Raw genomic sequence first — 14,639 nt, 5'->3', positions numbered from 1 at the left:
CAGGGACAAGGTCCCAACTACCATCGGCGCTAGAGAGCTTAACTTCCGTGTTCGGTATGGGAACGGGTGTGACCTCTCTGCCATCATTACCAGACTATATTCGATTTGAGACAAACATTATTATAACTTGATTCACTTTGAAAGTCAATAAGTTTTTTATATTCTCTCAAAACTAGATAACATTGCTTCATATTATATGGTTAAGTCCTCGATCTATTAGTATTCGTCAGCTCCACATGTCACCATGCTTCCACCTCGAACCTATCAACCTGATCATCTTTCAGGGATCTTACTAGCTTACGCTATGGGAAATCTCATCTTGAGGGGGGCTTCATGCTTAGATGCTTTCAGCACTTATCCCTTCCGCACATAGCTACCCAGCTATGCCCTTGGCAGAACAACTGGTACACCAGCGGTGCGTCCATCCCGGTCCTCTCGTACTAAGGACAGCTCCTCTCAAATTTCCTGCGCCCACGACGGATAGGGACCGAACTGTCTCACGACGTTCTGAACCCAGCTCGCGTACCGCTTTAATGGGCGAACAGCCCAACCCTTGGGACCGACTACAGCCCCAGGATGCGATGAGCCGACATCGAGGTGCCAAACCTCCCCGTCGATGTGGACTCTTGGGGGAGATAAGCCTGTTATCCCCGGGGTAGCTTTTATCCGTTGAGCGATGGCCCTTCCATGCGGAACCACCGGATCACTAAGCCCGACTTTCGTCCCTGCTCGACTTGTAGGTCTCGCAGTCAAGCTCCCTTATGCCTTTGCACTCTACGAATGATTTCCAACCATTCTGAGGGAACCTTTGGGCGCCTCCGTTACACTTTAGGAGGCGACCGCCCCAGTCAAACTGCCCACCTGACACTGTCTCCCGGGTCGATAAGACCCGTAGGTTAGAATTTCAATACAGTCAGGGCGGTATCCCACCAGCGCCTCCACCGAAGCTAGCGCTCCGGTTTCAATGGCTCCCGCCTATCCTGTACAAACTGTACCAAAATTCAATATCAGGCTACAGTAAAGCTCCACGGGGTCTTTCCGTCCTGTCGCGGGTAACCTGCATCTTCACAGGTACTATAATTTCACCGAGTCTCTGGTTGAGACAGTGCCCAAATCGTTACACCTTTCGTGCGGGTCGGAACTTACCCGACAAGGAATTTCGCTACCTTAGGACCGTTATAGTTACGGCCGCCGTTTACTGGGGCTTCAGTTCAGAGCTTCGCTTACGCTAACCCCTCTCCTTAACCTTCCAGCACCGGGCAGGTGTCAGCCCCTATACTTCGCCTTACGGCTTCGCAGAGACCTGTGTTTTTGCTAAACAGTCGCTTGGGCCTATTCACTGCGGCTTTCCGTTAAGAAAGCACCCCTTCTCCCGAAGTTACGGGGTCATTTTGCCGAGTTCCTTAACCAGAGTTCTCTCGCACACCTTAGGATTCTCTCCTCGCCTACCTGTGTCGGTTTGCGGTACAGGCACCTTTTATCTCGCTAGAAGCTTTTCTTGGCAGCGGGGAATCAAAGACTTCGCTCCATAAGGAGCTTCCCCATCACAGCTCAGCCTTCACGATAAGCGGATTTGCCTACTTATCAGCCTAACTGCTTGGACGTGCACAACCAATCGCACGCTTCTTCTATCCTTCTGCGTCCCTCCATTGCTCAAACGATAAAGAGGTGGTACAGGAATATCAACCTGTTGTCCATCGCCTACGCCTGTCGGCCTCGGCTTAGGTCCTGACTAACCCTGAGCGGACGAGCCTTCCTCAGGAAACCTTAGGCATTCGGTGGACGGGATTCTCACCCGTCTTTCGCTACTCATACCGGCATTCTCACTTCTAAGCGCTCCACCAGTCCTTCCGGTCTGACTTCACTGCACTTAGAACGCTCCCCTACCACTGATACCATTGGTATCAATTCGCAGCTTCGGTGGTGTATTTAGCCCCGGTACATTTTCGGCGCAGAGTCACTCGACTAGTGAGCTATTACGCACTCTTTAAATGGTGGCTGCTTCTGAGCCAACATCCTAGTTGTCTAAGCAACTCCACATCCTTTTCCACTTAATACACACTTTGGGACCTTAGCTGGCGATCTGGGCTGTTTCCCTCTTGACTACGGATCTTATCACTCGCAGTCTGACTCCTAAGGATAAGTCATTGGCATTCGGAGTTTGACTGAATTCGGTAATCCGATGAGGACCCCTAGTTCAATCAGTGCTCTACCTCCAAGACTCTTACACTTAAGGCTAGCCCTAAAGCTATTTCGGGGAGAACCAGCTATCTCCAGGTTCGATTGGAATTTCTCCGCTACCCACACCTCATCCCCGCACTTTTCAACGTGCGTGGGTTCGGGCCTCCATTCAGTGTTACCTGAACTTCACCCTGGACATGGGTAGATCACCTGGTTTCGGGTCTACGACCACGTACTAAACGCCCTATTCAGACTCGCTTTCGCTGCGGCTCCGCCTCTTCAGCTTAACCTCGCACGGGATCGTAACTCGCCGGTTCATTCTACAAAAGGCACGCCATCACCCATTAACGGGCTCTGACTATTTGTAGGCACACGGTTTCAGGATCTCTTTCACTCCCCTTCCGGGGTGCTTTTCACCTTTCCCTCACGGTACTGGTTCACTATCGATCACTAGGGAGTATTTAGCCTTGGGAGATGGTCCTCCCAGATTCCGACGGAATTTCACGTGTTCCGCCGTACTCAGGATACATTCAAGAGAGAACGAAGTTTCGACTACGGGGTTATTACCCTCTGTGACGGACCTTTCCAGGTCGCTTCGTCTACCTCGTTCCTTTGTAACTCCGTATAGAATGTCCTACAACCCCAAGAGGCAAGCCTCTTGGTTTGGGCTAGATTCCGTTTCGCTCGCCGCTACTCAGGAAATCGCATTTGCTTTCTCTTCCTCCAGGTACTTAGATGTTTCAGTTCCCTGGGTCTGTCTTCCATACCCTATGTATTCAGGTAAGGATACCATACCATTACGTATAGTGGGTTTCCCCATTCGGAAATCTTCGGATCAAAGCTTACTTACAGCTCCCCGAAGCATATCGGCGTTAGTCCCGTCCTTCATCGACTCCTAGTGTCAAGGCATCCACCGTGCGCCCTTTCTAACTTAACCAAACTAAAATTAAAAAAATATGAGCTACACTGTTATCTAGTTTTCAAAGAACATACATTTAAACTTGAGAGATAGTTCTCTCAAAACTGAACGAAACAAAACAAGTCAACGTTTATTGATGAACTGCGTTCATCAATTCTCCATAGAAAGGAGGTGATCCAGCCGCACCTTCCGATACGGCTACCTTGTTACGACTTCACCCCAATCATCTGTCCCACCTTAGGCGGCTGGCTCCATAAAGGTTACCCCACCGACTTCGGGTGTTACAAACTCTCGTGGTGTGACGGGCGGTGTGTACAAGGCCCGGGAACGTATTCACCGCGGCATGCTGATCCGCGATTACTAGCGATTCCAGCTTCATGTAGGCGAGTTGCAGCCTACAATCCGAACTGAGAACGGTTTTATGAGATTAGCTCCACCTCGCGGTCTTGCAGCTCTTTGTACCGTCCATTGTAGCACGTGTGTAGCCCAGGTCATAAGGGGCATGATGATTTGACGTCATCCCCACCTTCCTCCGGTTTGTCACCGGCAGTCACCTTAGAGTGCCCAACTTAATGATGGCAACTAAGATCAAGGGTTGCGCTCGTTGCGGGACTTAACCCAACATCTCACGACACGAGCTGACGACAACCATGCACCACCTGTCACTCTGCTCCCGAAGGAGAAGCTCTATCTCTAGAGTTTTCAGAGGATGTCAAGACCTGGTAAGGTTCTTCGCGTTGCTTCGAATTAAACCACATGCTCCACCGCTTGTGCGGGCCCCCGTCAATTCCTTTGAGTTTCAGCCTTGCGGCCGTACTCCCCAGGCGGAGTGCTTAATGCGTTAACTTCAGCACTAAAGGGCGGAAACCCTCTAACACTTAGCACTCATCGTTTACGGCGTGGACTACCAGGGTATCTAATCCTGTTTGCTCCCCACGCTTTCGCGCCTCAGTGTCAGTTACAGACCAGAAAGTCGCCTTCGCCACTGGTGTTCCTCCATATCTCTACGCATTTCACCGCTACACATGGAATTCCACTTTCCTCTTCTGCACTCAAGTCTCCCAGTTTCCAATGACCCTCCACGGTTGAGCCGTGGGCTTTCACATCAGACTTAAGAAACCACCTGCGCGCGCTTTACGCCCAATAATTCCGGATAACGCTTGCCACCTACGTATTACCGCGGCTGCTGGCACGTAGTTAGCCGTGGCTTTCTGGTTAGGTACCGTCAAGGTGCCAGCTTATTCAACTAGCACTTGTTCTTCCCTAACAACAGAGTTTTACGACCCGAAAGCCTTCATCACTCACGCGGCGTTGCTCCGTCAGACTTTCGTCCATTGCGGAAGATTCCCTACTGCTGCCTCCCGTAGGAGTCTGGGCCGTGTCTCAGTCCCAGTGTGGCCGATCACCCTCTCAGGTCGGCTACGCATCGTCGCCTTGGTGAGCCGTTACCTCACCAACTAGCTAATGCGACGCGGGTCCATCCATAAGTGACAGCCGAAGCCGCCTTTCAATTTCGAACTATGCAGTTCAAAATATTATCCGGTATTAGCCCCGGTTTCCCGGAGTTATCCCAGTCTTATGGGTAGGTTACCCACGTGTTACTCACCCGTCCGCCGCTAACTTCATAAGAGCAAGCTCTTAATCCATTCGCTCGACTTGCATGTATTAGGCACGCCGCCAGCGTTCATCCTGAGCCAGGATCAAACTCTCCAATAAAGTTAGTTTGTCTAGCATCTAAAAATAAAAATTGACGTTCACGTTGTTTGTTTCGTTCAGTTTTCAAAGAACTTGTTTGCCGCTCATTTGCGACTCCCTTATGTTAACATTTTCATATTTCAATGTCAACTAAGTTTTTCATTTTCTTTTGTCGCTTTCTGCGTTGTTGCTATCGGCGACTTGTTCTATATTACACCTCTAACCTACAATCGTCAATATGTTTTTATAAAAAACTTCATTTTTTTATAAATCCTATTTACGTTATTAATTTATCTATTTATATACCTCTTCTATAAGAATAGAATAGCAACCCATGAAACACTCTATGGGTTGCTATTCCATCATAAAAACTATTGTTCTTTTGAAGGTACAGAACAACTTTCATCCGTACAAGACATATCGCTTCCACCCTCTGAAGAAAGCTCTTGTAACTTAGGTGCAGGATTCTCTTCTTCCCAAACTTGCTGAAGTGCACCAACAAAAGTTTCAAGTGGTTGCGCACCTGAAATAGCATACTTTTGATTAATAATAAAATAAGGAACTCCCGAAATTTGATATTGCTGAGCAATCGCTTCATCAATTCTAACATCATTTGCATATGCGCTTTTATCATTAATAACATGTAGAGCTTCTTGCTTATCTAAACCTGAAGCTTCAGCAATAGTAGCAAGCGTATCCACATCACTTAAATTTTTCGATTCAGTGAAATATGCACAAAGTAGATTTTCCGTAATCTCTTTTTCTTTCCCTTGATCCTTTGCAAATTTGGCAAGACGATGCGCATCAAAAGTGTTCGTCGGCTTCATCTCTTCAAAATTAAAACTTAACCCCATACTAGCTGCATGATTGCCTAGTTGTATATTATTACGCTTAGCTTCTTCAATACTAATCCCATACTTTGATGCAAGTACTTCATTAATACTTGTTCCAGAATAGATTGGAGCATTTTGGTCTAATTCAAAACTTTTAAACTCAACTTCAACATCTTTCTTATGCGGAAATTGCTCTAAAGCCATTTCTAATCTGCGTTTCCCAATATAACAAAATGGGCATACAAAATCTGACCATACTTCAATTTTCATAGAAACACCTCATTAACATGTAGTTTTCAATTATTGTAGCACTGGCAATAAGGAATTCAAAAATTTATGCTTCAAACCTTATATACTACAAACTAAAATGAGTTTTTAAATAGAAAAAACGATAATCAAAAGTATAAAAACATTTCCTTCTGATTATCGTATATACAAAATACAAATCTAAAACAATCTAATTACGCTGGAATGTATCTCCCCACGAACTCCCATATGGTATTCCAATATTTATTCGAATCTACCTTCTCGGCTTCTCCATGTCCAGCACCTGGAACAATTAATTTCTCTTTTTCTACTTTTGCAGCATTATATACTTCATCTAACATTTCATAAGGAACGAATGTATCAGCGTCCCCATGAATAAATAGCATCGGTGTTTTACTTTTCGCTACTTGTTTTACAGCTGAAGCTTCTTCTAAATCATATCCAGCTCTTAATTTTGTAACTGTATTTGCCGCATTCATAACAGGAAACTTCGGCAAGTGGAATAAATCGTTTAATTGATAAGTAAATTCATCAATAACAGTTGAGTATCCACAATCTTCAATAATAACTTTAACGTTAGAGGGTAACTCTTCACCTGAAGTCATCATTACAGTTGCTCCCCCCATTGAAACTCCAAAGAGTGCTATTTCAGCATTAGGGTCTTTCTTTACAATTTGTTGAATCCAAATCAAAATATCTTTACGATCGTGCCAGCCCATCCCTATATAATCACCTTCACTATTTCCATGCCCACGAAGATCTGGCGCTATGACGTTATATCCTTCTTCATAAAAATTCCGGATATATTTCGTCATTTTCGATGCCCTACTATCATATCCATGAACTACAATTGCCCATTTATGGCTAGATTGTTCATTCATATATTCATAACCTGTTAATTTCAACTTATCGAAAGAATTTATGTTTCGTATATTAGGTTTATGATTTGATACAAAGTTCGCATCCTTTTCTTCATTTGTAGCAAACACACCTCCCGATGCATTCACAGTTTCTACTAAGTGAGGATTATCCTCTAAAAACTCTTTCTCTTGTTTCGCATTCAACGCATAATTATAAAAATAATTGCCGACTAACATATAAGTAATTGCTAGAAGGACTAAAACCACTATAGTAATTACACCTATCTTCTTCATATTATCTCCTTAAAAAATTTAAATCTTCCTATATTAAAGTACCTCGAAAAACAACTGTACTATTTTAACACACCGATAGATTGCTTCTACAAAAAATAGAATAGAAAATCTTAAACTACACATCAAAAATGATGAAAGAAAATGAATATGAGAGGATCAAAATAATAAGGATTACTTACTTGAGGCTGATAAGAAGTTTAAAACACAAAAAAGACGAGTCATTCTGACTCGTCTTAAAGTTGCTTGGCGACGTCCTACTCTCACAGGGACAAGGTCCCAACTACCATCGGCGCTAGAGAGCTTAACTTCCGTGTTCGGTATGGGAACGGGTGTGACCTCTCTGCCATCATCACCAAACTGATGAAGGTATATTCCTTCAAAACTAGATAACATTGCTTCATATTATATGGTTAAGTCCTCGATCTATTAGTATTCGTCAGCTCCACATGTCACCATGCTTCCACCTCGAACCTATCAACCTGATCATCTTTCAGGGATCTTACTAGCTTACGCTATGGGAAATCTCATCTTGAGGGGGGCTTCATGCTTAGATGCTTTCAGCACTTATCCCTTCCGCACATAGCTACCCAGCTATGCCCTTGGCAGAACAACTGGTACACCAGCGGTGCGTCCATCCCGGTCCTCTCGTACTAAGGACAGCTCCTCTCAAATTTCCTGCGCCCACGACGGATAGGGACCGAACTGTCTCACGACGTTCTGAACCCAGCTCGCGTACCGCTTTAATGGGCGAACAGCCCAACCCTTGGGACCGACTACAGCCCCAGGATGCGATGAGCCGACATCGAGGTGCCAAACCTCCCCGTCGATGTGGACTCTTGGGGGAGATAAGCCTGTTATCCCCGGGGTAGCTTTTATCCGTTGAGCGATGGCCCTTCCATGCGGAACCACCGGATCACTAAGCCCGACTTTCGTCCCTGCTCGACTTGTAGGTCTCGCAGTCAAGCTCCCTTATGCCTTTGCACTCTACGAATGATTTCCAACCATTCTGAGGGAACCTTTGGGCGCCTCCGTTACACTTTAGGAGGCGACCGCCCCAGTCAAACTGCCCACCTGACACTGTCTCCCGGGTCGATGAGACCCGTAGGTTAGAATTTCAATACAGTCAGGGCGGTATCCCACCAGCGCCTCCACCGAAGCTAGCGCTCCGGTTTCAATGGCTCCCGCCTATCCTGTACAAACTGTACCAAAATTCAATATCAGGCTACAGTAAAGCTCCACGGGGTCTTTCCGTCCTGTCGCGGGTAACCTGCATCTTCACAGGTACTATAATTTCACCGAGTCTCTGGTTGAGACAGTGCCCAAATCGTTACACCTTTCGTGCGGGTCGGAACTTACCCGACAAGGAATTTCGCTACCTTAGGACCGTTATAGTTACGGCCGCCGTTTACTGGGGCTTCAGTTCAGAGCTTCGCTTACGCTAACCCCTCTCCTTAACCTTCCAGCACCGGGCAGGTGTCAGCCCCTATACTTCGCCTTACGGCTTCGCAGAGACCTGTGTTTTTGCTAAACAGTCGCTTGGGCCTATTCACTGCGGCTTTCCGTTAAGAAAGCACCCCTTCTCCCGAAGTTACGGGGTCATTTTGCCGAGTTCCTTAACCAGAGTTCTCTCGCACACCTTAGGATTCTCTCCTCGCCTACCTGTGTCGGTTTGCGGTACAGGCACCTTTTATCTCGCTAGAAGCTTTTCTTGGCAGCGGGGAATCAAAGACTTCGCTCCATAAGGAGCTTCCCCATCACAGCTCAGCCTTCACGATAAGCGGATTTGCCTACTTATCAGCCTAACTGCTTGGACGTGCACAACCAATCGCACGCTTCTTCTATCCTTCTGCGTCCCTCCATTGCTCAAACGATAAAGAGGTGGTACAGGAATATCAACCTGTTGTCCATCGCCTACGCCTGTCGGCCTCGGCTTAGGTCCTGACTAACCCTGAGCGGACGAGCCTTCCTCAGGAAACCTTAGGCATTCGGTGGACGGGATTCTCACCCGTCTTTCGCTACTCATACCGGCATTCTCACTTCTAAGCGCTCCACCAGTCCTTCCGGTCTGACTTCACTGCACTTAGAACGCTCCCCTACCACTGATACCATTGGTATCAATTCGCAGCTTCGGTGGTGTATTTAGCCCCGGTACATTTTCGGCGCAGAGTCACTCGACTAGTGAGCTATTACGCACTCTTTAAATGGTGGCTGCTTCTGAGCCAACATCCTAGTTGTCTAAGCAACTCCACATCCTTTTCCACTTAATACACACTTTGGGACCTTAGCTGGCGATCTGGGCTGTTTCCCTCTTGACTACGGATCTTATCACTCGCAGTCTGACTCCTAAGGATAAGTCATTGGCATTCGGAGTTTGACTGAATTCGGTAATCCGATGAGGACCCCTAGTTCAATCAGTGCTCTACCTCCAAGACTCTTACACTTAAGGCTAGCCCTAAAGCTATTTCGGGGAGAACCAGCTATCTCCAGGTTCGATTGGAATTTCTCCGCTACCCACACCTCATCCCCGCACTTTTCAACGTGCGTGGGTTCGGGCCTCCATTCAGTGTTACCTGAACTTCACCCTGGACATGGGTAGATCACCTGGTTTCGGGTCTACGACCACGTACTAAACGCCCTATTCAGACTCGCTTTCGCTGCGGCTCCGTCTCTTCAACTTAACCTCGCACGGGATCGTAACTCGCCGGTTCATTCTACAAAAGGCACGCCATCACCCATTAACGGGCTCTGACTATTTGTAGGCACACGGTTTCAGGATCTCTTTCACTCCCCTTCCGGGGTGCTTTTCACCTTTCCCTCACGGTACTGGTTCACTATCGATCACTAGGGAGTATTTAGCCTTGGGAGATGGTCCTCCCAGATTCCGACGGAATTTCACGTGTTCCGCCGTACTCAGGATACATTCAAGAGAGAACGAAGTTTCGACTACGGGGTTATTACCCTCTGTGACGGACCTTTCCAGGTCGCTTCGTCTACCTCGTTCCTTTGTAACTCCGTATAGAATGTCCTACAACCCCAAGAGGCAAGCCTCTTGGTTTGGGCTAGATTCCGTTTCGCTCGCCGCTACTCAGGAAATCGCATTTGCTTTCTCTTCCTCCAGGTACTTAGATGTTTCAGTTCCCTGGGTCTGTCTTCCATACCCTATGTATTCAGGTAAGGATACCATACCATTACGTATAGTGGGTTTCCCCATTCGGAAATCTTCGGATCAAAGCTTACTTACAGCTCCCCGAAGCATATCGGCGTTAGTCCCGTCCTTCATCGACTCCTAGTGTCAAGGCATCCACCGTGCGCCCTTTCTAACTTAACCAAACTAAAATTAAAAAAATATGAGCTACACTGTTATCTAGTTTTCAAAGAACATACATTTAAACTTGAGAGATAGTTCTCTCAAAACTGAACGAAACAAAACAAGTCAACGTTTATTGATGAACTGCGTTCATCAATTCTCCATAGAAAGGAGGTGATCCAGCCGCACCTTCCGATACGGCTACCTTGTTACGACTTCACCCCAATCATCTGTCCCACCTTAGGCGGCTGGCTCCATAAAGGTTACCCCACCGACTTCGGGTGTTACAAACTCTCGTGGTGTGACGGGCGGTGTGTACAAGGCCCGGGAACGTATTCACCGCGGCATGCTGATCCGCGATTACTAGCGATTCCAGCTTCATGTAGGCGAGTTGCAGCCTACAATCCGAACTGAGAACGGTTTTATGAGATTAGCTCCACCTCGCGGTCTTGCAGCTCTTTGTACCGTCCATTGTAGCACGTGTGTAGCCCAGGTCATAAGGGGCATGATGATTTGACGTCATCCCCACCTTCCTCCGGTTTGTCACCGGCAGTCACCTTAGAGTGCCCAACTTAATGATGGCAACTAAGATCAAGGGTTGCGCTCGTTGCGGGACTTAACCCAACATCTCACGACACGAGCTGACGACAACCATGCACCACCTGTCACTCTGCTCCCGAAGGAGAAGCTCTATCTCTAGAGTTTTCAGAGGATGTCAAGACCTGGTAAGGTTCTTCGCGTTGCTTCGAATTAAACCACATGCTCCACCGCTTGTGCGGGCCCCCGTCAATTCCTTTGAGTTTCAGCCTTGCGGCCGTACTCCCCAGGCGGAGTGCTTAATGCGTTAACTTCAGCACTAAAGGGCGGAAACCCTCTAACACTTAGCACTCATCGTTTACGGCGTGGACTACCAGGGTATCTAATCCTGTTTGCTCCCCACGCTTTCGCGCCTCAGTGTCAGTTACAGACCAGAAAGTCGCCTTCGCCACTGGTGTTCCTCCATATCTCTACGCATTTCACCGCTACACATGGAATTCCACTTTCCTCTTCTGCACTCAAGTCTCCCAGTTTCCAATGACCCTCCACGGTTGAGCCGTGGGCTTTCACATCAGACTTAAGAAACCACCTGCGCGCGCTTTACGCCCAATAATTCCGGATAACGCTTGCCACCTACGTATTACCGCGGCTGCTGGCACGTAGTTAGCCGTGGCTTTCTGGTTAGGTACCGTCAAGGTGCCAGCTTATTCAACTAGCACTTGTTCTTCCCTAACAACAGAGTTTTACGACCCGAAAGCCTTCATCACTCACGCGGCGTTGCTCCGTCAGACTTTCGTCCATTGCGGAAGATTCCCTACTGCTGCCTCCCGTAGGAGTCTGGGCCGTGTCTCAGTCCCAGTGTGGCCGATCACCCTCTCAGGTCGGCTACGCATCGTCGCCTTGGTGAGCCGTTACCTCACCAACTAGCTAATGCGACGCGGGTCCATCCATAAGTGACAGCCGAAGCCGCCTTTCAATTTCGAACTATGCAGTTCAAAATATTATCCGGTATTAGCCCCGGTTTCCCGGAGTTATCCCAGTCTTATGGGTAGGTTACCCACGTGTTACTCACCCGTCCGCCGCTAACTTCATAAGAGCAAGCTCTTAATCCATTCGCTCGACTTGCATGTATTAGGCACGCCGCCAGCGTTCATCCTGAGCCAGGATCAAACTCTCCAATAAAGTTAGTTTGTCTAGCATCTAAAAATAAAAATTGACGTTCACGTTGTTTGTTTCGTTCAGTTTTCAAAGAACTTGTTTGCCGCTCATTTGCGACTCCCTTATGTTAACATTTTCATATTTCAATGTCAACTAAGTTTTTCATTTTGTTTTGTCGCTTTCTGCGTTGTTGCTATCGGCGACTTGTTCTATATTACACCTCTAAACTCTAATCGTCAATATGTTTTTCTAAAAAAATATAAAAAGGCTTATTCCTTTTAAAATAAGCCTTTTTATCCTATAACATTCTATTCATTTATTATTTTTCTATAATTGGTAATGAAACGATGAACTGAACGATCCCGTCCTCATACTCAGCTCGAATACTACCACCTTGCAACTCAACAATACTTTTCGCAATAGCTAATCCGAGCCCCGAACCTTCTGTTACTCTACTTCTAGATTGATCTTTCTTATAAAACCGTTCAAACAAGTTCCCTAACTCTTCTCTCGTAAACTCTTCACTATGATTCGCAATAACAATTTGTATATTCCTGCGCTGCCTTTGAAGAGAAACTTTTATCTCTCCGTCATCTTTACTATACTTAATTGCATTCATTAGTAAGTTGTCGAATACACGAACCATCTTTTCCGAATCAATCATCGCATATGCACGTTCCTCAGGAAACTTCTTAACAAACATAAGGCCATGCTCTTCCGCTTGTGGTACTAACTCTTCTATTAATTGATCAAGTAACTCATTTACACACACTTCCTGTTTTTCTAATACAACTTGTTCATTCGTTAACTTCGTATACTCAAATAAATCTTCTATTAAATTCTTTAACTGCTCCGACTTTGCAAAAGCAATTCTCGTATACTCATCATGTTGTTCTTTATTTTCATATTTAGAATCTCGAAGTAATCGCAAGTAACCCATTATAGAAGTCAGTGGTGTACGTAAATCGTGTGATACATTCGTAATAAGCTCATTCTTTTGCTTCTCTAATTTACGTTCCTTTTCTATATTATTCATAAGCTCTTCCGCCATATTATTAATATTCTCAGTTAAAGACGCAATCTCATCTTCACCTTTTTTCTCAATACGGTACGCTAAGTTTCCTTTTTCTATTTCCTTTACACCTTGTGCCATCGCTTCAATTTGCTTCATCTTTCTCTTTGTTATATAGAAGAAAGAGAAAATAAATACAAGTACACCTATGAAAAACGGAAACGGTCCTTCTTGCGTATCATATATTACTTCACCTTCTGGAATCCCACTAACAAACATGTATAAATTCTTATCTTCTATTGTAATGGGTGCAAAAGCTATAAATTCTTTTCTCGTACTTTCAAATTCTTTTCTACCATTCATATAATTAATCGCAAACGATGATGCATTACGAATTGTATTATGCAAATCAATTTGCTCTTCTTGCGCCTGCTTCGTTTTATATAAAACTTTACCGCTCTCGTCAGTGACCAATACTTTTAAAGCTCTAGAGTTTTGTTCTAAATTTTGATTCTCTATTTCAATCATAGTTGATATAGCTTCTAATTTATTTTCATGAACTGAACTATTTGCCACGCTTTGAGCTTGTTGATTAATTTGTTCCATACCAACCCGATAATCGATCGTCGCCTCTCGATTCGCATTCTCAAAAAACGGCGCCGCTGCCTTCGCTGACAAAATCCCTAACAACGCACAAGCAGTAAACGCAGTAATAAGTTGAATTCGTATACTCCGTTTCACACTCTTCACTATCTTTCCAATTAATTCTCGAATTTTCCTAACATAAGTAAATGGATTAAATATCTTTTTCAATCTTATACCCCACTCCCCATACTGTTTTTATATATATTGGCTTCCTTGGATTCTCCTCAATCTTTTCACGCACTTTCCGAATATGAACCATTACCGTGTTATCCGACTGGAAAGATCTTTCGTTCCAAACCTTTTCATAAATTTGTTCCGCACTAAAGACCATCCCCGGATTACGAACTAGTAATTCTAAAATTGAAAATTCCCTCGGGGTCAGTTTCACTTCTTCTCCATCCACAATGACTGTATGAGTGGAGATGTTTATTTTCATCTCTCCAATTTCTAACTCATCCTCATTTTGAATAGCAAAACCATTCATCTTCATATAACGACGTAACTGAGATTTAATTCTTGCGATTAACTCTAACGGATTAAATGGTTTCGTTACGTAATCATCTGCACCTGTTGTTAATCCTAAAATTTTATCCATATCTTGCGTTTTTGCCGAAAGCATAATAATCGGCATTTCCTTCGCTTCCCTTACTTTCATACACATATGAATACCATCTACTTTCGGCATCATAATATCTAATACGACTAAGTGCACTTCATTTTCTTCTAATATACGTAACCCTTCTTCTCCGTCCCCTGCTTGCAGTACTTTATATCCTTCGTTCTTTAAATAAATTGTAATAAGGTTCCTAATTTCTTTTTCATCATCTACGACAAGTATTGTTTCCCCAGCCATACTATCTCCCCCATCACTTTTTTAATCCCTAACTTCTATTATAAGAAAACTTCTGAAGAAAAACGCTCGGAAATCCTT

At 45.2% G+C, this 14,639-nt stretch carries 4 protein-coding genes and 6 rRNA genes; all 10 read right to left on the bottom strand.

Features of this window, described 5'->3' with window-relative positions:
* Positions 1-94: ribosomal RNA gene (gene rrf, locus JFT95_RS26645) — 5S ribosomal RNA — on the bottom strand; the annotation flags it as partial.
* Between the two features lie 102 nt (positions 95-196).
* Positions 197-3,118 (bottom strand): 23S ribosomal RNA (locus tag JFT95_RS26640).
* A gap of 146 nt (positions 3,119-3,264) precedes the next feature.
* A 16S ribosomal RNA gene (locus tag JFT95_RS26635) occupies positions 3,265-4,816 on the bottom strand.
* A gap of 350 nt (positions 4,817-5,166) precedes the next feature.
* On the bottom strand, positions 5,167-5,898 hold the full coding sequence (locus tag JFT95_RS26630) for a DsbA family oxidoreductase (protein WP_002035454.1): 732 nt from the start codon (positions 5,896-5,898) through the stop codon (positions 5,167-5,169).
* A gap of 191 nt (positions 5,899-6,089) precedes the next feature.
* Positions 6,090-7,049 (bottom strand): alpha/beta hydrolase, encoded by a 960-nt coding sequence (locus JFT95_RS26625; RefSeq protein WP_033709745.1) that lies wholly within the window; start codon positions 7,047-7,049, stop codon positions 6,090-6,092.
* Positions 7,050-7,290: 241 nt separating this feature from the next.
* Positions 7,291-7,406, bottom strand: a 5S ribosomal RNA gene (gene rrf, locus JFT95_RS26620).
* Positions 7,407-7,455: 49 nt separating this feature from the next.
* Positions 7,456-10,377, bottom strand: a 23S ribosomal RNA gene (locus tag JFT95_RS26615).
* A 146-nt stretch (positions 10,378-10,523) separates the two neighbouring features.
* Positions 10,524-12,075 (bottom strand): 16S ribosomal RNA (locus JFT95_RS26610).
* A 295-nt stretch (positions 12,076-12,370) separates the two neighbouring features.
* Entirely contained in the window at positions 12,371-13,876 is a 1,506-nt protein-coding gene (locus tag JFT95_RS26605; RefSeq protein ID WP_002124847.1) for a sensor histidine kinase, read from the bottom strand.
* A complete protein-coding gene (locus JFT95_RS26600) occupies positions 13,860-14,561 on the bottom strand; it encodes a response regulator transcription factor (RefSeq protein ID WP_002009978.1) in 702 nt (233 codons plus the stop codon). Before JFT95_RS26600 ends, JFT95_RS26605 begins: the two co-directional genes overlap by 17 nt.
* Positions 14,562-14,639 lie beyond the last annotated feature (78 nt).

It is taken from the genome of Bacillus sp. TH17 (assembly GCF_016651125.1).
GTDB lineage: Bacteria > Bacillota > Bacilli > Bacillales > Bacillaceae_G > Bacillus_A > Bacillus_A mycoides.
This window is presented reverse-complemented; position numbering and strand designations above follow the sequence as displayed.

Excerpts from the sequence above, each read along its gene's own strand:
- JFT95_RS26625 (WP_033709745.1), bottom strand. The coding sequence starts at position 7,049 with ATGAAGAAGATAGGTGTAATTACTATAGTGGTTTTAGTCCTTCTAGCA.
- JFT95_RS26630 (WP_002035454.1), bottom strand. The coding sequence starts at position 5,898 with ATGAAAATTGAAGTATGGTCAGATTTTGTATGCCCATTTTGTTATATT.
- JFT95_RS26600 (WP_002009978.1), bottom strand. The coding sequence starts at position 14,561 with ATGGCTGGGGAAACAATACTTGTCGTAGATGATGAAAAAGAAATTAGG.